The sequence below is a fragment of the Lentzea sp. HUAS TT2 genome (assembly GCF_051853195.1).
Classification (GTDB): domain Bacteria; phylum Actinomycetota; class Actinomycetes; order Mycobacteriales; family Pseudonocardiaceae; genus Lentzea.
The window spans coordinates 7,589,214-7,609,895 of sequence record NZ_CP196667.1 but is presented as its reverse complement, the minus strand read 5'-3'; the positions used below and the strand labels follow the sequence as shown (position 1 = coordinate 7,609,895).

The window sequence follows — 20,682 nt, the reverse complement described above, 5'->3', positions numbered from 1 at the left end:
ACTCACACCAGCACCCGTTCGCCGTCGCGCGGGACCACGGCCGTCCAGCGGTGCTCGTTCTCCAGGCGTTCCGCCAGCGTCTCGGCCCCCTCCGGTTCGCCGTGCACCACGTACGCGGTGGCCGGAGGGGGTCCGGTGGCCGCCCACGCCAGCAGCTCGTCCGCGTCGGCGTGGGCGCTGAACGCGTCCAGCACCCGGACCTCGGCCCTCACCGGCAGGTACCGGCCGTGGATCTTGATCTCGCGGGCGCCGCTGACCAGCTGGCGAGCTCGTGTCCCAGCCGCCGCGTACCCGACCACGACGATGGTGTGCCGGTTGTCGGGCAGCATCGACTTGAGGTGGTGCAGCACGCGGCCGCCGGTGGCCATGCCGGAGGCCGAGATGATGATCGACGGCGTCCTCGGGTTGTTGGCCTGCATCGACTGGGTGGCGGTGTGCAGCTCGGCGAGCCGGCCGGGGTCGAAGGCGTCGTCGCCGTCCGACAGCTCCGGGCGGATCTCCTGCCACCTCTTCGCCACCGCCTGCCGGTAGACCCGCAGCGACGCGAGCGCCATCGGGCTGTCGACGAACACCGGCAGGTCCGGGATCTCGCCCGCACTCACGAGCTTGGCCAGCTCGACGAGGATCACCTCGGTCCGGTCCACCGCGAACGCCGGGATCAGCACGCTGCCACCCCGTGCGGCCGTGCGGCGGATGGTGTTCGCGAACAGGGCCGTCGCCGCGGCGTCGTCGTGCCTGCGGTCGCCGTAGGTCGACTCGATCAGCAGCGTGTCGCACTCGGGCCGGGGTTGCGGTGGCAGCAGCACTCGGTGGGCCGGCCTGCCCAGGTCACCGCTCACGACGGCACTCCGGTCGCCGAACGTGAGGTGGGCCCACGCCGACCCGAGGATGTGCCCCGCGCGGCCGAACTCCAGCTCGACGCCGTCGGCGACGGCGTGGACCATCCCGAAGTCGATCGGCCGGAACAGCCGGGTGGCGCGGTCGGCGTCCTGCGCGTCGTACAGCGGCAGTGCGGGCCGGTGCTTGGTCCACCCCACCTCGTTGGCCTGGCGGGCCTCCTCGACCATCAGGTGCGCGCTGTCGGCCAGCACGATCGCGGCCAGGTCCGCGGTGCCCTCCGTGGTGAACACCGGCCCGCGCCACCCGTTGCGCACCAGCACCGGCAGATAGCCGCAGTGGTCGAGGTGCGCGTGGGTGAGCACGACCGCGTCGAGCCGGTCGAGGTCGAGCGGTGGTTGCTTCCAGTTCCGCCGTCGCAGCGGCGCGAGGCCCTGGAAGAGCCCGCAGTCGACCAGGACCTGGGAACCGCCTGTGTCGAACAGGTACTTGCTGCCGGTGACCGTGCCAGCGCCACCGAGGAACGTCAGCGTGCTCATCCTCAGCCTCCTCGTACTCGCCGACCACACGGTCCTTTCTTGCCGGCTTCGATCCCAGCGGCGCGCGACCCTGCGCAGGCAGGACCTTCGTCCCGGCTCACCGGCCTGCTTTGCGCCCTGTGCAGGTCGCCCGCGGCGAGCGACCGTGAGGACATGGAACCTGTCGTGGTGATCGCAGACGGCTCCCCGTGGGACGAGGCAGCCGCCCGCTGGGCCCGTGCACACGCCGAACTGGTCGACGCCGAGGTGGAGGCCCATCAGCCGCGAGACCACTTCCACGCCCAGCTCGTCGTTCTGGGCTACCAGAACCGCAGCGGCTCGCCGCTCGGGCTCGGCAAGCACGTTCTCCCCTCGGTGTGCGCGACCTTCTGCGACACGGTGGTCGTGCGCGGCACGGCCGCCGCGCTGCGCGGCGAGCACGGCCGCGTCACCGCCCTCGTGAGCGGCGGCCACGACGACGGACTGGTGCTCGCGGCCGCGGCGAACTTCGCCCTGCGGCGGGGTGCCGTGCTGCGGCTGCTGCACGCCGCTCCGCCGCCCGTGCTGCGCGAGGACCACGCCGAGGACCACAGCTGGGTGCTCGCCAGGGCCTCCGCTCTCCTCGGCGGCTTCCCGCACACCGCCGTGCTCGTGCGGCGGCATCCGCACGAGGCCATCAGCCGCTGCACCGACAGCGACCTGGTGGTCGTCGGTCCCGGCGAGACCCGCGCCTGCGGATCGGTGACCAGGGCAGCGCTGCACCACGCCCCGTGCCCCGTTCTCGTGGTGCACCGACCCGTACAGGAGGAACGCCGTGACATCCCTTCCGTTCCCGCTCCTCGTCGACCGGTTCGCACCTCGGTGTGAGTTCGGCCGTGCCGACCACGTGGTCGTCGAGGCCGATCCCGCGACGGCGTTCCAGGCCGTGCACGACCTCGATCTGACCGACCTGCACGGGTTCCTGGTCACGGCCGCGGTGCGGTTGCGCGAGCTGCCCGAGTCCTGGCGTGAGCGCGACCGCCGGACACCCCGGCGGCGCACTCGCCTGACCATCAACGACCTCACGACGGGCTCCGACTGGGTCCTGCTGGGCGAGCAACCCGGTCAGGAGATCGTCTTCGGTGCGATCGGCAAGGTCTGGCAGCCGGTCGTGAAGTGGGTTCCCGTGGAGGCACGCGACTTCACCGACTTCGCCGAACCCGGCTACGCCAAGGTCGTCTGCTCGATCTCGGTCCTCCCGTACGGCGTGCGGCGTTCCCTCGTCACCGCGGAGATGAGGGTCGTGCTCACCGACCCGCGCGCGTGGCTGAGCTTCCGCCGGTACTGGCGGATCAGCACGCCGTTCATCGGGATCATCAGCCGCGCGATCCTGCGCACCGTCAAGCACTCCGCCGAAACCGGAGGTCCGCGATGAACGTCATCAGCACCCATCAGCTCACCAAGAGCTACGGCAGCACGAAGGCCTTGCGCGACCTCGACCTGCAGGTGCGCCCCGGCGAGGTCTACGGACTGCTCGGACCCAACGGCGCCGGCAAGACCACCACCCTGCGCCTGCTCATCGACGTCATCAGACCGACGCGCGGCCGCATCAGGCTGTTCGGCGAGCCGATGTCACCCCGGCTGCGCGGGCGCATCGGCTACCTGCCGGGGGAACTGGTCCTCTACGACCGCCTCACCGGAGCCGACTACCTCCGCTTCTGCGGTGCGTTGCGCGACCACCCGGACCTCGGCGAGGCGGTGACCCTCGCGAAGCGCCTCGACCTGGACCTGGACCGGCCCGCCGGCGAGCTGTCCAAGGGCAACCGGCAGAAGCTCGGACTCGTGCAGGCGTTCGCGCACCGCCCCGACCTCGTGATCCTCGACGAACCCGCGTCCGGTCTCGACCCGCTCGCGCAGCGGGAGTTCCACTCCTACCTGCGCGAGTACATCGACGGCGGCGGCACGGCGTTGTTGTCGTCGCACGTGCTGTCCGAAGTGGAGCACGTGGCCGACCGGGTCGGCATCCTGCTCGCGGGCAGCCTGGTCGTCGAGGACACCGTCGCGTCGTTGAAGGCGAACGCGTTGCGGGAGCTGACGTTCACCTTCGCCGAGGAGGTCGCGCCGGCGACGTTCAGCGGGATCCCCGGTGTGCAGGCCGTGCAGGCCAACGGCACCGAGGTGCGGTGCCGCGTCACCGGCGCCGTCGGTGAGCTCGTCCGCACCGCCGCCCGGTTCCCGCTGCTCAACGTGACGAGCCACGAGCCCGACCTCGAGGACATCTTCGTGCACTACACCGAGGAGCACGGCGATGAAGGCTGAACTGATGACGAAGTCTCTGCGCGACAACCAGTCGGGCATCATCGGCTGGGGCGTCGCGCTGGTGGCGAGCGTGCTGCTGCAGCTCGCCGTCTACCCCGCCGTCCGCGACGCGGCCGGCGACTTCGAGAGGCTGCTCGACTCCTACCCGGAGGCGTTCAAGGCGCTGTTCAACGTGCAGCAGTCCCTGGCCAGCGGCGTCGGGTACCTGCAGGGCGAGGTGTTCGGCTTCCTCGCACCGCTCGTGCTGCTCGGCATCGCGATCGGGCAGGCCGCCAGGGCCACCGCCGCCGAGGAGCAGAACCACACGATGGACCTGTTGCTGGCAGGCCCGATCTCCCGCACGCGTCTCCTGCTGGACAAGGCCGCCGCCGTGCTCGCCGCGGTCGCGATCGTCACCGGCGCGTTCGCCGTCGTGCTCGTCGCCGGCAGCGGGGTCGCGGGCCTGGGGGTGCCGTGGCAGGACCTGCTGGCCGCGGTGCTGGCCAGCGCGGTGGTGGCGCTCCCGTTCGGTGCCATCGCCCTGCTCGTCGGCGCGCTGACCGGACGACGCGGCCTGGCGATCGGGGCGGCCGTGGGACTGGCGCTGTTCACGTACCTGCTGGACGCCCTGTCCGTGCTCGCCACCGGGCTGCGGCCGTGGCGGGTGTTGTCCCCGTTCCACCACGCCGGTGTGAACGAGGCGCTGACAGGCGACCCGAACTGGTTGGGCCTGGCCGGCCTGCTCGTGCTCACCGCCCTGCTCGTGGCCGGTGCGGCGGCGGCGTTCGAGCGCCGGGAGATCAGGAGCTGACCAGCCGGTGCCGTGCGGCGGCCAGATAGGTCGCCGCCGGCATCCCGGCGAACAACCGCCATTCCTGGGACGGCGTCGTGGCCTCGTCGAGGAACCGCAGAGCGGGCTCCGCGGTGCGGTAGCGGAACAACGCCGCGAACGCGCGCTCCAGCTGGGCGGGCTCCTTCGTCACCACGTCCAGCAACACACCGTCGAACATCCGGAACCTCGCCGACTCCCCCGGCAGCGCGAACGGGTGACCGTTGCGGTGCAACGATTCCGCGATGGCGGCGCTGTCCAGCTGCACGCGCTGGAACGCGAACCCGGTGGACGCCTTGAGCAACCCGCCCTTGGCTCCGATCGTGACCGCGTTGCCGTGCACGCGTCCGGTCCTCCCGGCTCGCAGCGGGAGCACCGCGTGCTCTTCGCGTTCGATCTCGTACCGCCCGGCGCCCACGACCTCGGTGAGGTACTCGGCGAGCGCCTCCCGTTGCGCCGCTGGATCAGTCACGACATCCGGCGCCAGGAACGAAGTGTGTTCGACGAGTGCGTGATGGGCGTCGTCCGGCAGCACGTACACGAAGCTCGCGCCACGCGCCTGCGGCGTCCGGAAGTCGAACAACGTCGGGATCTCCGCGTCGAACACCGCCCGTTCGGTGTGCACACGCCATCCCCGGAACGACAAGAACGCGTCCGCAGGCGGTTCCTCCGCCTGCCCGAGCACGCTGTCGAACACCCACCGCGCCCGCAGGTGCTGCCCGTCCACCACCACGCCGTCGTCCGCGATCCGATCCACGTGCCCTTCGAGGAACGTGAAGTGCCGCAACGGATCGGTGAACCTCCGCACCACCTCGGCCAGATCCCCGCCACGCACCACCCGATACCGGTACCGGCCGAGCCGCAACACCTTCGTGGTGCCGTTCACGTGCACCCGGATCTTGTCGAACCACCGGCAGGCCGCCGCGTCCAGCAGGCCGGCACGATCACTCCACGAGGCCCATGCCCTGCCGCCCAACGGATCGCGGCCGTCGTCGACCACGATCACCGGATGCCGGTGGTCCACCACCGCGAGATGCGCCGCGAGACTCAGCCCGCTGAGGCCACCTCCTGCGATCACGATGCGCGTCATACCACCACTCTGTGCGGAAACGTCCTCGTCCACCACGGCAAGGAGCACTGCCGAGCTGAGGACCTTCGTCCCTGCGCCCGGCGCCGCAGAGGGCGCACCGTTGAGGTATGGGCACAACGCTGACGACCCGCGAGGTCTGGCGGACCTGGTTCGCCCGGGTGACCGTCGGAGAGTTCCTCGGCTTCCTCGCACCGGCGCTGCCCGGCGCGTTGACTTCGTCGGCACTGGTGCTCGTCCTGGCCGGCACCGCGGAGGGCGCCAACGCGGTGGCCTGGGCCACGGGCCTGGCCGTGTTCGCGGCGATCACCGGCTCTGCCCTCACCCGTCTCCTGGACCGGAGCTGACATGAACACCGACAGCTACATCGCCTTCCTGACCATCAGCACGCTGCTGGTCGTCGCCGACGCCGCGATCATCACCATCAGCGGGCGCCACTACCTCGCCAAACGCGGCACGAGCATCGCCGCCGGCTGGCTCACCACCACGCTGTTCGTGCTGATCGTCCTCGGACTCGTCGCCCTGATCTCCACCTTTGACGTGCCGGTCGACGGTCAGCTGCAGCAGCTCGTCACCAAACTCGGCATCGTGCTGCTCCTCCTGGCGTTGGCCCACGCGATCACCATGAGGGTTCTCGCGAGCTACCGCGGTGAAGAACTTCAGGAACAGCTCGCCGACCAACTGGCGGAAGAACACGTCGAACGGAACCACAGGCCTTCTGTCACGCAGTCGATCGAACGGTCAGAACCCTATTCGACGCCGTAGAGCCACACCCGCTGCCGGGCGGACTACCCCGGCAGGTCGGGTCCTACGGCTCTGAGCAACCGGTACGGGCCGAAGCACGGTGGGAACCATGAAGATTGCCAACCTCTCGGGACTGGTACTGGGTGCCGCCGCAGCAGCGGTGGCGTCGTACCCGCTGCTGTGGCGCAAGTGGTGCGTGACCTGGGGCGCGACCGACGACGAGGCTCAGAGCACGTTGCCCGGTGACGACCTGCTGCGCCGACCGGACCTGCTGACCACCCGCGCGATCACCATCGCAGCGCCTCCCAGCCGAATCTGGCCGTGGCTGGTGCAGATGGGCAGCGGGCGCGGCGGTGCCTACACCTACGACTGGATCGAGAACCTGTTCGGCCTGAACATGCACAGCGCCGACGAGATCCTGCCGGAGTTCCAGGACCTGCACGTCGGTGAGGTGCTGCCGGTCGGGGAAGGAGGCCCCACACTGCTGGTGGAGATCCTCGAACCCGATCACGCGCTCGTGCTGCGTTCCGACGACGGCAGGTGGGTCTGGGCGTTCGTGCTGCACGAGGTCGTCGGCGGAACCAGGCTGATCAGCCGCAACCGCATCACCGTCCCCGACGCGTCACTGCCCGTCCGTTGGTTCAACCAGCTCGTGATGGAGCCGGGAAGCCTGGTCATGGAGCAGAAGATGTTGCGCGGCATCGAACAACGAGCCGAACGGCACCCCTGATGATCGACCGGACGACCCCCGAAGACATGATGTCGCTGGCCTCGGACATGCAGGTCGGCGCGATTGTCGTGCTGCAACGGGATCCTGGCGACGTCGAGTCCCTGCTCGCGGACCGCGTCCGCACTGTTCCGCGGCTGCGCCGGCGACTCGTCCGCACACCGTTCGGATGTGGCCGCCCCGTCTGGGTCGACGACGCCGCGTTCGACATCACCAGGCACGTGCATCGCATGGCCTGCCCGGCTCCTGGCGACGAGGCGGCACTCCTGCACATCGCCTCCTCGCTGGTGACCCGCCCGTTGCCCCGCTCGGCACCGCTCTGGTCGGCGACGCTGGTCACCGGCCTGACGGAGAACAGGGCGGCGCTGATCCTGGTGTTCCACCACGTGTTGTCCGACGGCATCGGCGGCCTCGCCGTGCTGGCGAACCTCCTCGACGGGGCACCCAGGACCGAGACCGCGCCCTTTCCCGCTGCCGCTCCTTCCCGCCGCGCACTCGCGAAGGACGCCTGGAAGACCCGGCTGAGCCCGCCAGGACGCATCTCGTCGCCCAGGTTCCAACGGCCGTCACGCGGTGCGCGCTGTTCCCTGAACCAACCGACCGGCCCACGACGGCAGCAGACCATCGCACGAACCAGCGTGTCCCAGCTCCACGCCGCCGCACACCTCTACGGGGGCACGATCAACGACGCCCTGCTCACCGCCGTCACAGGTGCACTCGGCACGTTGCTGACCGGCCGCGGTGACCACGTCGGCGAGCTGGTCGTCTCGATCCCCGTGTCGACGCGCCGCTCGACCACGGCCGCCCACCTCGGCAACAGCACCGGCGTCATGCCCGTCGCACTGCCGATCGGCGGCGACCACCGGTCACGCCTGACCCGCATCGCCACGATCACCCGTTCCCACAAGAAATCGGTCGCCTCGGCCACGTCGATCTTCCGGGTGTTGAAGCTGCTCGGCATCGCCGACTGGTTCATGAACCACCAACACCTGGTGCAGACCGTCGTGACCAACATGCACGGCCCTGACCGGCCCGTGCACCTGGGCGGGGCGCCGGTCGTCGGCCTCATCCCGTTGTCGGCCACCACCGGCAACGTGACGGTGGCGTTCGCGGCTCTGTCCTATGCCGACACCTTCACCGTCACCGTGGTCTCCGATCCCGACCACGTGCCCGACCTGCAAGTGCTCACCAAGGCCCTGCAGGCCGAGCTCGATCTGTTCAGGTGAACGTCATCCGCGACGCGCCGGCCAACTCGACCGCGGGCTCGGGTGGTTCCGCGCAGTGGCAGGAGAACAGCTTCAGCCTTGGAGAGTCTGCGCGAGCTGTCCACAGTGCTTCCGCTGTCAGGACCGGTTTGATCGGTGTTCCCAGGTCGACCGCGCGTTGTGCCTGCAAGATCGCCGCCGCCCGCACAGCCCAGCGCACCGCGCCTCGTCCCGACCCCGCGATGGCTGGACACCGCCCACGGAGAGTGTTTGGATCGATCCAAGACGGATTTTACAACGTTGTAAAGACTCCCTGCAGATTGGACGAGACGTGACGTCAAAGATCGTCGTGACGGCCTTGGCGCTCTCCCTGCTCGGCGGCGTGCCCGCGGCCGCCGTACCCGCACCGCCCGACTTCCCGACGGCCGAGGCCGGCAACCCCTTCGTCGACGGGTGGTACGCCGACCCGGACGTCGCGGTCTACGGCAACCGGTACTGGGTCTTCCCCACCTCGTCGCGCCCCTACGACGAGCAGACCTACCTCGACGCCTTCTCCTCGACCGACCTCGTCACCTGGACCAAGCACCCCGACGTCCTCACCAAGGCGAACATCTCCTGGGCCCGCCGCGCGGTCTGGGCACCCGCCCCGATCGAACGCGCCGGCAAGTACTACCTCTACTTCGGCGCCAACGACATCCAGAGCAACTCCGAACTGGGCGGCATCGGCGTCGCCGTCGCGGACCGCCCGGAAGGCCCCTACCGCGACGCCATCGGCAAGCCGTTGATCAGCCAGTTCGTCAACGGCGCGCAGCCCATCGACCAGGACGTCTTCATCGACACCGACGGCCAGGCGTACATGTACTACGGCGGCTGGGGTCACGCGAACGTCGTGAAGCTCAACGCCGACATGACGAGCCTCGGCACGTTCCCCGACGGCAGCACGTACAAGGAGATCACCCCGGCGAACTTCACCGAGGGCTCCCAGATGTTCAAGCGCAACGGCAAGTACTACTTCATGTGGTCAGAAGACGGCTGGACCGGCCCGAACTACGCCGTGGCGTACGCGATCTCCGACTCCCCCACCGGCCCGTTCACCAAACTCGGCCGCGTCCTCGCCCAGGACGCCGCCGTGGCACGGGGTTCCGGCCACAACTCCGTGATCAACGTGCCCGGCACCGACATCTGGTACATCGCCTACCACCGCCGCCCGCTGAGCCGCTCGGGCGCCAACGACCGGCAGCTCGCCTACGACCGCATGACGTTCAACGCCGACGGCACCATCCAGCCCGTCACCATGCGGGTCAAGGACAACTTCGACGACAACAACGCCATCGGCTGGACCACGCACGGCGGCACCTGGACGGCGAGCGGCGGACGGTACGAGACCGGCGCGTCGTACGGCGGGAAGTCCTTGCTGGACACGAACTTCACCGACTTCGTGCAGGACGCCGACATCACGCCCAGGTCAGCGAACGGCGACAGCGGGGTCGTGTTCCGCGCGACGCAGGCGACCACCGGCACGGACGCCTACCGCGGCTACTACGCCGGGATCACCGGCAGCGGACGCGTCGTGCTCGGCAAGGCCGACAACAACTGGACGCAGCTCGCGTCAGCACCCGTGACCGTGCGGCCGAACGTCAAGCACCACCTGCGGGTCGAGGCGGTCGGCTCGTCGATCAAGGTGTACGTCGGCGACATGAGCACACCGAAGATCTCCGTCACCGACACGAGCTTCACCAGCGGCGCCAACGGAGTCCGAGTCTTCAACACCGGTGCCGCGTTCGACGGCTTCGCTGTCGCGCACCACTGACGCGGAGGACGGGAGGGTCCCTCGGCTGGGGCACCGAGGAACCCTCCCGTCGCGCGAGCCCGTCAGACCGAAGGCCGAGGCAGCGCTGGGCGACCATGCCTCCGTCCGGGTCATCGCACCGGCCAACCCCTTCCGCCACCGGGGTGCGCGGCGAGAATCGTCCGATGACGTCCGGGCCGACAGTCCGGGTGACGCGGTGGTCAACACGGTCCACGGCCCCGTGTCGGGGTCAGTGGTCCAGGCGGGTGTCGTCGAGGGCGGCGTCCACCAGCGCTTCGGCACCCGTGCCCACGTCGTCCAGCCGTTCCGGACACCGAGCCCGCCCAGCACCGCGTGGCTGATGGCCCAGCCACGCCGTCTGCCGGACGCCCGCAGCCAGGTGGTCCCGTTCGTCGGCAGGGACACCGGGCTGGAGCACCTGCGGGAGTGGCGGGACTCGCCGAGATCGACCGCGTCGCGCACCTGCCCGCTCTGGCCTCGGCGATGGTCGACCACGCTGTGTTCTTCGAGCACCTGGGGCGCTCAACAGAATCCCTGGACCACTCACGCCGTGCCGTCGATCGCCGCGAGGAACCCGCGCGGCACGGTCACGTGACCCACCTGCCGGCGCTGGCGGCATCGGTGCGTACGCACGGGCGCCGGTCGCTGGACGCCGGGCAGGAGACCCGCGAGTTCACCCGGCGCGTCGCGGAGGCGTACGGCGAGCCGGCGGCGCACGACCGCGCAGCCCATCTGCACGACGCGGCGATGGCGGCCGGGTACCACTCGATGCGGCTGAGTGAGGCCGGCCACACCCGTGAGGCGCTGGAGTGCTCCCAGCGAGTTCGCGGTGTTCTGGATTCTCCAGACACGCGAGTTGGGGAACGAATAGGTCAGCTGGCGCCGTTGCGGAGAGCCGCTCGACCGGGTCTGGCGTTCGATCTCCTGCAACTCGACCACCAGCGCCTGCTCGGCCATCCAAGTAGTTCTACCGACGTCGCTCCGCACTGCCGCATATAACGTGCACGCAGGAGGTGCGGGAGTGAGCACAAGGTTGGCCGGCGTGGCCGTGCATCTGCCCGAGGCACGGCTGAGCACGGACGAGGTGGAACGGCGTTTGGGACCGTTCTCCCCTCCGCCTGGGCTCATAGGCCGGTTGACCGGTATCCGGTCACGGCACGTGATGCGCGATGACGAGCAGGCATCTGACCTGGCGGTCGCGGCGGCACGCAAGCTGTTGGCGGACACCGGATCCGAGCCTGCGGACGTCGACCTGCTCCTGTTCGCTTCCGCCAGTCAGGACATGGTGGAGCCGGCGACCGCCCACATCGTTGCGGCGAAGCTCGAGCTGCGCTGCCCCGTGATGGACGTCAAGAACGCGTGCAACAGCGTGCTCAACGCGATCGAGGTCGCCGATGCGTTGATCTCGGCGGGTCGTTACCGCACCGTTCTGATCGCGAGCGGTGAGTCACCGTCGCGGGCTGTGCGCTGGGACGTGGCGGATGCAGCGCAGTTCCGACGTGCCTTTCCCGGGTACACGCTGTCCGATGCGGGCGCGGCTGTACTGCTCACCGCCGGGGATGCCGGCGTGCTGGGCAGTGCGTTCACCGCGGATTCGACGTGGTGGGACGTCGGCACTCTCCCCGGCGGCGGATCTCGGCATCCGCGCGATCCGGAGTTCACCTACTTCGACATGGACGGTCCGCGGCTCAAGGACGCGTTTTTGCACCTGGGCCGCGACGTCCTCGACAACACCCTCCGCGGGCTGGATTTGACGTGGGACGACTTCGCGGTGGCGTGCGTGCACCAGGTGTCGTTGCCGTACTTGGAGATCTTCGCCGAGCGGGCGGGCGTGCCGCGCGACAAGTTGGTGGTGACGCTGGCCGAGCACGGCAACGTGGCGTCCGCGAGCCTGCCCCTGCAACTGGTCACCGCGCAGCGCATGGGTCGTTGCGGTCCCGGCGACCTCGTCGCGTTGGTGGGCCTGGCCGGCGGAGTGAGCCTCGGGCTCGTGGTGGTGCGGCTGTGAGCCTGTGGGTGGTCGTGCCGGCCTACAACGAGGAACGCTCCGTCGTCGCGACGCTGAGAGCTCTCGCGGCGCAGGAAGACCTGGATTTCACGCTGGTCGTGGTGGACAACGGCTCGACTGATTCCACAGTGGACCTGGTGCGCCGGTTCCACAGGGAGAATCCGGGGCTGCGACTGCAAGTCGTGCACGAGCCGCAGAAGGGCACCGGCGCGGCGGCGGACACCGGGATGCGCCACGCGGTCGCCCATGGGGCGCGATGGCTGGCGCGCACGGACGCGGACTGTCTTCCGGCTCCTGATTGGACGGTTCGGATCAAGGCCGCGCTGGGTAGCGGACTTCGCCTGGTGTCTGGACAGCTCCTGCCACGCAAGGACGAAGGGGTTCGGGCTGTCACGCGGTGGGTGCTCATCGCCGCCGTCGAGGTCGCCTCGGTGTTCGGCAAGATGAGGTCCGGCAACCGGGATCCCCGCTACCTGGGGCCGTACGTGATGACACCCGGCTGCAACATGGCGATCACGGCCGAGCTGTACGTGCTCGCCGGTGGGTTCCCGCGGTCGAAGATCGAAGACCTGCACGAGGACCGCGCCCTCGTCAACGCGGTTCGCCTGCACACCAAGGCGTACGGGCTGCGGCGGGACGTGGTCGTCCACGGCTCGTCGCGGCGGGCACAGGCATGGGGGTTGCGCAAGACGCTCGCCTGGTATGCCGACCACCGCTACCGGCCAGACGTCGTGGACATCCGATGAGCTGGGAGTTGAAGCTCCACCTGGCCGCGCACCCGGTCGCCTACCCCTTGGTCCGCGCCGTCGGCCGCATCGCACCGGTGGTCCGCGTACCGCGGGTGGGGGTCGTGGTCAGCGACGCCGCTCTAGCGAAGGAAGTGCTCAACGACCCGGCGCACTTCACCAAGACCGGACCTGGGTCACCTGCGGACCTGTGGACGCCGGTGGTGGGCCCGACCGTGCTGCTGAACATGGAAGGCGCGGCGCACGGTGACCTCCGGCGCAAGCTGTCCGGGCTGTTCACACCGCGCAGCGTGGCCGATCTGTGCGGGACGGTCCTCGAGGCACCGGTGGAGGAGCTGCGGAACGCGCTGAAGGCCGGTCCGGTCGACCTGGTGGCCGTCGTGCGGCGGCTGGTGGGCGCGGTGATCTGCGGACTGGTCGGACTGGAGGTGTCCGAGGCGGTGGCGGCACACGTGGCAGGGACCGCGATCACGTCGGCGATCCGGCTGGGCCGTCGGTCCCTGACGCCCGCACAGGTGCTGCGGTGCCGGGAGTCGCTGGGGGTACTCACCAAGCCGGCCGCGCGGGCGTGGGCCGACGGCGACCCGACGACTGTGCCAGGCCGGATGCGCCAACTCGGGCTGACCGAGGAGGAGGCGCTCGGCGCGGTGGCGGCGTTCGTGCTCACGGGGACCGAGACGTTGGTGTCGTACGTCCCGCGGCTGGTGGCGTTGCTGCACGACTTCGGCTGGCTGGACCGGCTGGCCGCGGACAGGAGCCTGGTCGACGACGCGGTCGCCGAGGCGCTGCGGGTGACCGTGCCCTCGCCGGTGATGCTGCGCAGCGTGGCCGCGGACTCCCGGATCGGCCGCGTGCGGGTGCGGGCCGGCGACCGGGTGGTGATCGCGACGATCTCGGCGGCCAACGCGTTGGGGTCCTTCGATCCGGAGCGTCCGCACCCGCCGCAGATCAGACAGCTGTGGTTCGGCGCGGGACCCCACTTCTGCCTGGGCATGCCGCTGGCCCAAGCGGAGATCCGCGCGGTGCTCGGCGCCGTGCTCGACGCGGCACCTTTGTCTGTTGTGGACCGAAGCGCCGCCGGACGGGTGCTGATCCCCTCTTATTCGAGACTGGTGGTGCGCCGTGGCTGACGACCTTCTGATCGGGGTGTTGCAGGCGGCCAGGCTCCACAGCGGGAGACCTGCGTTGACCGACGGCCGCGGAAGGACGATGACCTACGCCGAGCTGGCGGACCGCGTGCTCGGCACAGCGCACCGGTTGCGCTCAAGGGGTTTCTCGCCTGGAAGCCGCATGCTGTTCTCGGTACGACCAGGGCCTGACGCGATCGTCCTGGCTCTCGGAACCGTCGCGGCCGGCGGCACGGTGGTCTTCGTCGACCCCGGCGGCGGGCAGGAGCTCTTCACGAGGCGCACCGAACTGGCAGGGCCGGGCTGGGTGGCGGCCGAGTCCCTGCTGTACGCGGCGAGCGCACCCGGCCCGCTGCGCGCCCTGGCTCGTCGCAGGGGCGTGCTCCTGCCGGACTACACCTCCTTGCCGGTGCGGTACATCAGGTCCGGGCCCTGGCTGCCCGGTGTGCCACTGCGCGCGGTGTCCACCCGGAGGCTCGCGAAACCAGTCGCCGGCGCGCCGCTGCCCGACCCTCGACCAGACCAGGACGCCGTGGTCGTGTTCACCTCGGGCACCACGGCGGAGCCGAAAGCCGTTGTGCACACGAGGGGTTCGCTCGCGGCCGCGCTGAACGTGCTGGCGATGCGGTGCGAACTGGATCAGGACTCCCGAGTGCACACCGACCAGATGATGCTGGGACTGCCCGCGCTGGTCGCGGGTGCGCACTGGTCCATGCCGCCCTACGGGTTCGCGCCCGCTGCCGAGCCCGCCGCGCTCGCGGCCGGTCTGGAGGGCGCCACCCACACCTTCCTGGTGCCTTCCGACCTGGCCGCGATCCTCGACAGCGGGGTCGCGCTGCCGCGGTCGCTGCGCCAGGTGTTGCTGGGATCCGCACCGGTCCTGCCGCCTCTGCTGCGACGTGCACGCGCCGCGTTGCCCGGGGTCGAACTGCTCGCCGTGTACGGCATGACCGAGATCCTTCCGGTGGCGATCGCGACCGCCGAGGAGAAGCTCGCGCACGACGGCGACCTCCTCGGCCGGCCGCTGCCGGGCGTGCGGGCACGCGTCGCCGAGGACGGGGAACTGATGGTGTCCGGCCCCAACCTGTGCCGCGGTTATCTGGGGTCGCCACCGTTGACGGAGCACGCCACCGGCGACCTGGCTCGGCTGGAGGGCGACTTGATCGTGCTCACCGGCCGGAAGAAGGACATGATCCTCCGCAAGGGGACCAACGTGTATCCCGGCCTGTACGAAACGGCCATCACCCGCCTGCCGGGAGTCGCGGCCGCCGTCATGATCGGAGTGCCGGACGAGATCGGCGACGAGCGGATCGTGCTGGCGCTCGCGGCCACCCCTGACGCCGGCCCCGGACTGGCCGCGCGGGTCCGAGCCTCGTTGCCAGACCTGATCGACGTCTACGCGCTGCCCGATGAGGTCGTGGTCCTGCCGGAGCTGCCGGTGTCGGGCCGCACCAAGAAGATCGACCGATCCGCCCTCCGCGCGCGACTGGCTCGCTGATGCGGCTCGCGGTGACGGGGGCGACCGGCTTCGTGGGTGGGGCGGTGTGCCGTGCCGCCGAAGCACGGGGTTGGCAGGTGCACGCCTACGGGTCACGTTCGTGGGACATCACGGCGGGGCCGCTGATCGATCCGCCGGTCGTCGACGCCGTGGTGCACTGCGCCGCTGCCGTGACCGACTGGGGTTCTCCCGCGAAGATCCGGCGGGTGAACGTCTCCGGTACGCGGAGCGTCCTGGAGACCTTCCCTGATGCACGGTTCGTGCACATGTCGACGGCGAGCGTGTACGACCCGTTCAGGCCGACCGTCTCGGCGATCGAGTCCGCTGCCCCGGTGAGTCGCTACCTCACTGCCTATGGTGCGACGAAGGCCGAGGCGGAGGGATTGGTGCTGGCACGCCCGGACAGCGTCATCCTCCGCCCCCATGCCGTCTACGGCCCGGGCGACCCCACTCTGCTTCCACGGGTCCTCAGCGCGATCCGCGGCCGGACCTTGTTCCTCGTGGGCAACGGGCAGGCGCTGCAGTCGCTCACGTCGGTCGACAACCTGGCACAAGCCAGCCTGTTGGCGTGCACCGGCCAAGCCGGCGTCTACAACGTGGCGGACTCTTCGCCGGTCGTACTGGAAAGTGCGTTGCGGGACCTCATGCGGGAACGTGGCCTGGACGTCCGGATCCGCCATCTTCCCCTGAGACTCGCCTGGGCTCTGGCAACAATGGTCGAGCCCGTCTGGCGACTGGCGGGTCGAGCTGAGCCTCCTCGCCTGACCAGGTACGCCATCAGCCACCTGGCCAGCGAGCGCACTCTGGACATCACCGCCGCCCGGACGCACCTCGGTTACGAGCCCGCGCCGACGTCTTTCGCCGGCGCGGCAACGTGGTGAGCAACCGTCGTCCGGCATGCGCCCGACACCGCACAGACCTCAGTGCGGGCCGGGCGCGCCCTTGATCCGGCAGCCGACGCCGCCTTGGCTCTCCAGGCTGTGCTCGGCCGCGCCGACCGGGCTGGTGTGCACGGCCACGGCGACCTTCAGTTCGTTGACCAGCAGAGTGACGAAGCTCTTCATGACCGCCTCGGTGCTCGTGCCATTGGTCAGGTAGTGGACCTGATCCCTCTCGTCCGCGACCAACTCGCCGTTGAAGAAGTTGTAGACGGTTCCGCTTTCCAGCTTGTGCCGGTGCACCGTCAACCCTCCGGCCGCGAGGTCACGCGCCGCGAGGTCCTCCAGGCCGCACTGAAGACGCAGCTTCGCCGCGTGCCGCCGGCTGGCGTCGTTCGGGTAGGTCGTGAGCCTGGCCTCCGCCTCCTCGAGCTGGGCCCGGCTGTCGTTGAGCAGCACGACGCCTTTGCCGACGAACAGCAGACCCATGTCCAGGTGGAACTTCCCCGGCTGCTCGACGGGGATCACCCGCTGCACCGCGATGCCGAGGTCTTCGGCGATCAACGCCAGCACCGGGTTATCGCCGACGAACAGGTACTCGCCGGCAGTCGCGGCGATCGAGTCCCGCCCGACCAGTGCGATCGTCTCCCCTGCCGCGTTCTCACCGACGATCAGGTTGCCGCCCTCGGCGTAGAACCGGAGGTGTCTTGCTCTGCGGTGCTGCCGTTCCAGCGCGGACTCCACCATCTCGCGGGTCCTGCCCGCGACGACCAGCAGCCCTTCCGGCACCCACTGCTTGGACCCGATCGGATCGAAGACGTCGTTCACGTAGGTGGCGTCCAGCAACGCCGCCCATCGCGCCTGGCGCCCGGCCACCAGCCCTGCCCGCAACGCGGTGGCGTTGAACTCCTCCAGCACCGCCACCTCTCCGGACTGCAGGTGCTCGACGCTGTCCTCGGCCCACTCGGAGGCCACCTGGTCGACGATGGTCCACTGCGGGTCGAGGCCCTTGAACACGTCGTCCTTCAGCAGGTCCTGCCGCCCACCCTCGGTGGTGAGGACCCGCAGTCCCAGCTTGAGCGCGCGTGCCTGGTCGGCGAAGAACAGAGCGTGGTCGAACTCGGTGCTCTTCCGCACGTCCCGCTGCCCGGTCTTGTAGTTGAAGGCGATCACCCTGGTCTTCCCGGCAGGTGTCTTCTTCTGCGGCGGAACACCACCTGTGTCGCAAGGGCGCACCGCCGCCGTCACCGCGTTCTCCACCGCCCGGAGGTGCTGTTGTGCCTGCAGGACCGGCAGATTCGCCCGCAGGAAGTGCAAGTCGCGCCGTGGCCAGGTGCCGAGCTGCCGCAGCGCCGAGCCGAGCAACGCGTTCAGGTCCGCGAGCACCGCCTGGTCGTCCCTCTTCTTGGACATGTCGAGCAGCAAGGACACGCTCGAACCGCTGGGCAGCTCCCGCATCGCCGCCGACTTGCGTTCCGGCGCCCAGTCGGTGTCCCACAGAACCGTTGCGGTCGGACCGAACCCCGTCTTGAACCTCATCGTGCGGTCTCCCCCTCGTCGTGGCCGACGCTTTGCGCGTCCCGAGATAGATCGCCGCTTCCCGCACCAGCGCAACGTCCGAGTCGCCGGCACTACTCGAAAGCACCAATCCGCGGCGGAGGACGGAGAGACATTTCGATAACCCGGATGTAAAACAGGCGGACATGACCGGAATTGCTCCACAGCCCGCCACGCGGCGACCAAACGAGACGCGGGACGAGGGCCGCAGGCAGGCGGAGCGCATGTGAGGCGCCCGAGGGAGACTTGGGACTTCCTTGCTGCCGCTATCGTTCGGCACGAGTTCAGCTCTCCAAGCCAGGCGTTGTCGCCGAGCCGGGGTGGCGCGGCAAGATCGTTGCCAGCACTTCACCCCGTGTCCCACCATTCGGTCGATTGACTGCGCAGTTCCGCGGCGAGATTCTTGATCCGACCCCTGAGCGGGGTTGCGATCGAACAGGCTCATTAACGCGTTGACTTGCAGCCGAAGAAAGCGAATAAGAGCATTTGCTTTCTCCGGAGCCATTCGTTGCGATGCGCGAGTGCGTCCTGGGCGCGGGCCGGACTCAGCCGATCCGAGACGCTCCCGCTGTGGGTCCGGACGTTGACGGGTGTCCACTTAGGACATCTCCGGGCACTGCGAGGGAGCCCTAATGACGTTCGACGCGCTGGCCGTACTACGCGAGGCGGGGAATCCGGTCGACATGCTCGCCGCGGAGCAGCGGGACGTGCTCGCCCAGCTCACCGAGGACGAGGTCGCGGTGCTGAACTCCGTCAAGAGACGGCTGGACGCCCTGGCGGATCCCGATGTCGAAGGCCACACGAGCGTAAAAATCGCCTAGCATGACCGGCTCACCTCCGACGGCCGGCAGGCCGGGGATGCGTTTCGGGATCCTCGGTCCCCTGCGGGTCGAGGCGCACGGCGACCTCCTGGACGCCGGGCCGCGCAAGCAGCAGATCGTGCTCGCCGCCCTGCTGTGCCACGCGAACTCGCTGGTGTCGGTCGACGCACTGGCCGAGGCCCTGTGGCTCGGCTCGCCGCCGAGGACGGCGCGCAAGAACATCCAGGTGTACCTGTCCACGTTGCGCGGGATGATCGGCACGGGGCCAGGTCCCCGCATCCGCCACCAGAGCGGCGGGTACGTGCTGCACGTGGAACCGGCCGAGCTGGACTCGCTCCGCTTCGAGCAGCTGGTGCGGGACGCGGGGAGGTTGCGGCGCGTGGAGTCGCCGGCGGCCGTGGCCGAGGTACTGGCCGGCGCTCTCTCGCTGCGGCGCGGCCAGGCGCTCGACGGGATGCGGGACGTGCCGCTGCTCGCCGCCGCCGCGAAGCGGCTCGACCGGCAGTGCCTCGCCGCGATCGAGGACTGGGCCGAGGCCGAGATCGAGATGGACTGCGGTGCGAACACGGTGGAGCGCCTGGCCGAGGTCGCGCAGCAGCACCCACCTCGCGAACGGCTGCGCATCCTGCAGATGACCGCGCTGTGCCAGTCCGGCCGGCAGCCGGAGGCACTGGCGGTCTACGACGAGATGCGGCGCCTGCTCGCGCACGAGCTCGGGCTGTCACCGAGTTCCGCACTCGAGTCGTACTACCAGTCGGTGCTGCGCGGGGACGTGCCCGCCATCCGCACGTCCAGCCGGCCCCCGCGCCGGCTGCCCTGGGACCCGCCGAACTTCACCGGGCGGACGGAGATCACCCGGCAGCTGACCGACGCGGTCGCCCGCGGCAAGCACCGGCTCGTCGTGGTGACGGGACCGCTCGGCACCGGCAAGACGGCCCTCGCGGTGCACGCCGCGCACCAGCTCGGTGACCGGTTCCCGGACGGCCGGGCGCCGAGACGAGCTATGCCACCCCGGCCGAGGAACCAGTAGTTCTTCTTGCCCGCGAGGACCCGCGCCCCGCTGTCCAACTTGACGTGGTCCACGCTCACAGAAACTCCGCAGGGTTCGCTGATTCCGATGACGATCTCTCCGACCACGGGCGCCCAGGGCAGTCCGTCGTTACAGGACTTCAGAGGAGTTGAACGTGCAACCCGCGTTCAACTCCTCGTCCTCGTCGGCGCTGTGCGCGACGACCTCGATCTCCTCAGGGGTCTGCCCCTCGGGCTCTTTGTTCTCGTCTGGCATGGCGCGTGACCTCCAGCGGGTAACAACGAAGTCGGATGCCTCGCGAGTCACCGTATGAATCCGTGGTTCGGCGACGCCCAACCAGCGGTAGGGATTCGGTAAACCAGCACCGGAGAGGCCGCGGCGGCTACTGGAGAGCGGGCCCGATCCACCGGCGGACGAGAGCCCGCAGCTGGTCATCGTCGAGCGCCGGGGTCGAGGGGTGCTGCAGGAACGACAGGAAGAGCCGCATCAGGATCTCGGCGAGCCCCTGGAGCTCGTCGTCGGTGGTGATCCCGGCACCGGCCCAGTCCACCGGCACGTCGCGGAGGATGCGCGCGCCGAGCGCGAAGGACTCGGGCGAGGTCACCGCGACGGTGAAGAAGTCGGACTCGCCCGCCTGCAGGAGCAGGCCCAGGTACGGCTCCCGCGGGACCTCCAGGACGCCGAACACCACGGACTCCACGGCCACCTCGGCCGGGCTGCCGAACGTGGCGAGGTGCCGTGCCATCCGCGCGGCGAAGTCCTCGGCGCCGGCCACCGCCACGGCGCTGAGGATGTCCGCGAGCCGCGGGAAGTAGCGGTAGACGGTCTGCCGCGTCACGCCCGCCTCGGCGGCGACCACGGACATGCTGGTCTTGGTGAGCCCGACGCGGTCCACACAGGCCGTCGCGGCCTTGACGATCCGGCGGCGTGCCTCGTCCTCGGTGCCGGGCGGGTTGCCCTGCCAGCCGTGGTACCCCATGCGC

Annotated in this window: 23 protein-coding genes; 17 read left to right on the top strand and 6 right to left on the bottom strand. The window is 69.8% G+C overall.

Features of this window, described 5'->3' with window-relative positions:
- Positions 1–2: 2 nt before the first annotated feature.
- Positions 3–1,376, bottom strand: coding sequence for an MBL fold metallo-hydrolase RNA specificity domain-containing protein (locus ACSHWB_RS36115; protein ID WP_439657787.1), 1,374 nt, complete (start codon positions 1,374–1,376; stop codon positions 3–5).
- Positions 1,377–1,529: 153 nt separating this feature from the next.
- Here ACSHWB_RS36115 and ACSHWB_RS36110 point away from each other — a divergent pair, with 153 nt between their 5' ends.
- Genes ACSHWB_RS36110 through ACSHWB_RS36095 form a run of 4 tightly spaced genes read left to right on the top strand, consistent with a single transcriptional unit; the run spans position 1,530 to position 4,443 of the window.
- Positions 1,530–2,222, top strand: a complete 693-nt coding sequence (locus ACSHWB_RS36110; RefSeq protein ID WP_439657786.1) for a universal stress protein — start codon at positions 1,530–1,532, stop codon at positions 2,220–2,222.
- Positions 2,170–2,769, top strand: a complete 600-nt coding sequence (locus ACSHWB_RS36105) for a hypothetical protein (RefSeq protein ID WP_439657785.1) — start codon at positions 2,170–2,172, stop codon at positions 2,767–2,769. Before ACSHWB_RS36110 ends, ACSHWB_RS36105 begins: the two co-directional genes overlap by 53 nt.
- A complete protein-coding gene (locus ACSHWB_RS36100) occupies positions 2,766–3,653 on the top strand; it encodes an ABC transporter ATP-binding protein (RefSeq protein WP_439657784.1) in 888 nt (295 codons plus the stop codon). The genes ACSHWB_RS36105 and ACSHWB_RS36100 overlap by 4 nt, the downstream gene beginning before the upstream one ends.
- Positions 3,643–4,443: an ABC transporter permease subunit gene (locus ACSHWB_RS36095; protein ID WP_439657783.1), complete on the top strand. Its 801-nt coding sequence runs from the start codon at positions 3,643–3,645 to the stop codon at positions 4,441–4,443. Before ACSHWB_RS36100 ends, ACSHWB_RS36095 begins: the two co-directional genes overlap by 11 nt.
- Here the strand turns inward: ACSHWB_RS36095 and ACSHWB_RS36090 are convergent.
- The gene (locus tag ACSHWB_RS36090) at positions 4,433–5,551 is read right to left on the bottom strand and encodes a lycopene cyclase family protein (RefSeq protein ID WP_439657782.1); all 1,119 of its coding nucleotides are present in this window, start codon (positions 5,549–5,551) and stop codon (positions 4,433–4,435) included. The genes ACSHWB_RS36095 and ACSHWB_RS36090 overlap by 11 nt on opposite strands.
- 107 nt (positions 5,552–5,658) lie before the next feature.
- On the opposite strand from ACSHWB_RS36090, the gene ACSHWB_RS36085 reads away from it, so the two are divergent.
- The 5 genes from ACSHWB_RS36085 to ACSHWB_RS36065 all read left to right on the top strand — a co-directional run bounded on the left by ACSHWB_RS36085 (position 5,659) and on the right by ACSHWB_RS36065 (position 10,034).
- A complete protein-coding gene (locus ACSHWB_RS36085; RefSeq protein ID WP_439657781.1) occupies positions 5,659–5,895 on the top strand; it encodes a hypothetical protein in 237 nt (78 codons plus the stop codon).
- 1 nt (position 5,896) lies between these two features.
- Positions 5,897–6,313 (top strand): hypothetical protein, encoded by a 417-nt coding sequence (locus ACSHWB_RS36080; protein WP_439657780.1) that lies wholly within the window; start codon positions 5,897–5,899, stop codon positions 6,311–6,313.
- Between the two features lie 88 nt (positions 6,314–6,401).
- Entirely contained in the window at positions 6,402–7,022 is a 621-nt protein-coding gene (locus ACSHWB_RS36075; RefSeq protein WP_439657779.1) for an SRPBCC family protein, read from the top strand.
- Positions 7,022–8,245 (top strand): wax ester/triacylglycerol synthase domain-containing protein, encoded by a 1,224-nt coding sequence (locus tag ACSHWB_RS36070; protein ID WP_439657778.1) that lies wholly within the window; start codon positions 7,022–7,024, stop codon positions 8,243–8,245. The genes ACSHWB_RS36075 and ACSHWB_RS36070 overlap by 1 nt, the downstream gene beginning before the upstream one ends.
- 310 nt (positions 8,246–8,555) lie before the next feature.
- Entirely contained in the window at positions 8,556–10,034 is a 1,479-nt protein-coding gene (locus ACSHWB_RS36065; RefSeq protein ID WP_439657777.1) for a family 43 glycosylhydrolase, read from the top strand.
- A 229-nt stretch (positions 10,035–10,263) separates the two neighbouring features.
- On the opposite strand, the gene ACSHWB_RS36060 is transcribed toward ACSHWB_RS36065, so the two are convergent.
- Positions 10,264–10,452 (bottom strand): hypothetical protein, encoded by a 189-nt coding sequence (locus ACSHWB_RS36060; protein WP_439657776.1) that lies wholly within the window; start codon positions 10,450–10,452, stop codon positions 10,264–10,266.
- Positions 10,453–10,460: 8 nt separating this feature from the next.
- Between ACSHWB_RS36060 and ACSHWB_RS36055 the strand changes: the two genes are divergently transcribed.
- The 6 genes from ACSHWB_RS36055 to ACSHWB_RS36030 are packed head-to-tail and all read left to right on the top strand — an operon-like array spanning position 10,461 to position 16,294.
- Positions 10,461–11,033, top strand: a complete 573-nt coding sequence (locus ACSHWB_RS36055) for a hypothetical protein (RefSeq protein WP_439657775.1) — start codon at positions 10,461–10,463, stop codon at positions 11,031–11,033.
- Between the two features lie 22 nt (positions 11,034–11,055).
- The gene (locus ACSHWB_RS36050; RefSeq protein ID WP_439657774.1) at positions 11,056–12,042 is read left to right on the top strand and encodes a 3-oxoacyl-ACP synthase III family protein; all 987 of its coding nucleotides are present in this window, start codon (positions 11,056–11,058) and stop codon (positions 12,040–12,042) included.
- On the top strand, positions 12,039–12,788 hold the full coding sequence (locus ACSHWB_RS36045) for a glycosyltransferase family 2 protein (RefSeq protein ID WP_439657773.1): 750 nt from the start codon (positions 12,039–12,041) through the stop codon (positions 12,786–12,788). Before ACSHWB_RS36050 ends, ACSHWB_RS36045 begins: the two co-directional genes overlap by 4 nt.
- Positions 12,785–13,918, top strand: coding sequence for a cytochrome P450 (locus ACSHWB_RS36040; protein ID WP_439657772.1), 1,134 nt, complete (start codon positions 12,785–12,787; stop codon positions 13,916–13,918). The genes ACSHWB_RS36045 and ACSHWB_RS36040 overlap by 4 nt, the downstream gene beginning before the upstream one ends.
- The gene (locus ACSHWB_RS36035) at positions 13,911–15,413 is read left to right on the top strand and encodes a class I adenylate-forming enzyme family protein (RefSeq protein WP_439657771.1); all 1,503 of its coding nucleotides are present in this window, start codon (positions 13,911–13,913) and stop codon (positions 15,411–15,413) included. The genes ACSHWB_RS36040 and ACSHWB_RS36035 overlap by 8 nt, the downstream gene beginning before the upstream one ends.
- Entirely contained in the window at positions 15,413–16,294 is an 882-nt protein-coding gene (locus ACSHWB_RS36030; RefSeq protein ID WP_439657770.1) for an NAD-dependent epimerase/dehydratase family protein, read from the top strand. Before ACSHWB_RS36035 ends, ACSHWB_RS36030 begins: the two co-directional genes overlap by 1 nt.
- Positions 16,295–16,333: 39 nt before the next feature.
- Here the strand turns inward: ACSHWB_RS36030 and ACSHWB_RS36025 are convergent, their stop codons facing one another.
- Positions 16,334–17,830, bottom strand: a complete 1,497-nt coding sequence (locus ACSHWB_RS36025; RefSeq protein ID WP_439657769.1) for a hypothetical protein — start codon at positions 17,828–17,830, stop codon at positions 16,334–16,336.
- A 650-nt stretch (positions 17,831–18,480) separates the two neighbouring features.
- On the opposite strand from ACSHWB_RS36025, the gene ACSHWB_RS36020 reads away from it, so the two are divergent.
- Entirely contained in the window at positions 18,481–18,669 is a 189-nt protein-coding gene (locus ACSHWB_RS36020) for an aroma-sacti cluster domain-containing protein (protein ID WP_439657768.1), read from the top strand.
- Between the two features lies 1 nt (position 18,670).
- A complete protein-coding gene (locus ACSHWB_RS36015; RefSeq protein ID WP_439657767.1) occupies positions 18,671–19,699 on the top strand; it encodes a BTAD domain-containing putative transcriptional regulator in 1,029 nt (342 codons plus the stop codon).
- A 129-nt stretch (positions 19,700–19,828) separates the two neighbouring features.
- On the opposite strand, the gene ACSHWB_RS36010 is transcribed toward ACSHWB_RS36015, so the two are convergent.
- Together ACSHWB_RS36010 and ACSHWB_RS36005 are read right to left on the bottom strand one after the other, a co-directional pair.
- Complete coding sequence (locus ACSHWB_RS36010; protein ID WP_439657766.1) at positions 19,829–19,954, bottom strand: hypothetical protein; 126 nt, start codon at positions 19,952–19,954, stop codon at positions 19,829–19,831.
- Positions 19,955–20,081: 127 nt separating this feature from the next.
- Positions 20,082–20,678, bottom strand: coding sequence for a TetR/AcrR family transcriptional regulator (locus ACSHWB_RS36005; protein WP_439664731.1), 597 nt, complete (start codon positions 20,676–20,678; stop codon positions 20,082–20,084).
- Positions 20,679–20,682: the final 4 nt, after the last annotated feature.

Coding starts and splice junctions, on each gene's coding strand:
- ACSHWB_RS36115 (WP_439657787.1), bottom strand. CDS start 1,376: ATGAGCACGCTGACGTTCCTCGGTGGCGCTGGCACGGTCACCGGCAGC.
- ACSHWB_RS36110 (WP_439657786.1), top strand. CDS start 1,530: ATGGAACCTGTCGTGGTGATCGCAGACGGCTCCCCGTGGGACGAGGCA.
- ACSHWB_RS36100 (WP_439657784.1), top strand. CDS start 2,766: ATGAACGTCATCAGCACCCATCAGCTCACCAAGAGCTACGGCAGCACG.
- ACSHWB_RS36095 (WP_439657783.1), top strand. CDS start 3,643: ATGAAGGCTGAACTGATGACGAAGTCTCTGCGCGACAACCAGTCGGGC.
- ACSHWB_RS36090 (WP_439657782.1), bottom strand. CDS start 5,551: ATGACGCGCATCGTGATCGCAGGAGGTGGCCTCAGCGGGCTGAGTCTC.
- ACSHWB_RS36085 (WP_439657781.1), top strand. CDS start 5,659: ATGGGCACAACGCTGACGACCCGCGAGGTCTGGCGGACCTGGTTCGCC.
- ACSHWB_RS36080 (WP_439657780.1), top strand. CDS start 5,897: ATGAACACCGACAGCTACATCGCCTTCCTGACCATCAGCACGCTGCTG.
- ACSHWB_RS36075 (WP_439657779.1), top strand. CDS start 6,402: ATGAAGATTGCCAACCTCTCGGGACTGGTACTGGGTGCCGCCGCAGCA.
- ACSHWB_RS36070 (WP_439657778.1), top strand. CDS start 7,022: ATGATCGACCGGACGACCCCCGAAGACATGATGTCGCTGGCCTCGGAC.
- ACSHWB_RS36040 (WP_439657772.1), top strand. CDS start 12,785: ATGAGCTGGGAGTTGAAGCTCCACCTGGCCGCGCACCCGGTCGCCTAC.
- ACSHWB_RS36030 (WP_439657770.1), top strand. CDS start 15,413: ATGCGGCTCGCGGTGACGGGGGCGACCGGCTTCGTGGGTGGGGCGGTG.
- ACSHWB_RS36025 (WP_439657769.1), bottom strand. CDS start 17,830: ATGAGGTTCAAGACGGGGTTCGGTCCGACCGCAACGGTTCTGTGGGAC.
- ACSHWB_RS36020 (WP_439657768.1), top strand. CDS start 18,481: ATGACGTTCGACGCGCTGGCCGTACTACGCGAGGCGGGGAATCCGGTC.
- ACSHWB_RS36015 (WP_439657767.1), top strand. CDS start 18,671: ATGACCGGCTCACCTCCGACGGCCGGCAGGCCGGGGATGCGTTTCGGG.
- ACSHWB_RS36010 (WP_439657766.1), bottom strand. CDS start 19,954: ATGCCAGACGAGAACAAAGAGCCCGAGGGGCAGACCCCTGAGGAGATC.
- ACSHWB_RS36005 (WP_439664731.1), bottom strand. CDS start 20,678: ATGGGGTACCACGGCTGGCAGGGCAACCCGCCCGGCACCGAGGACGAG.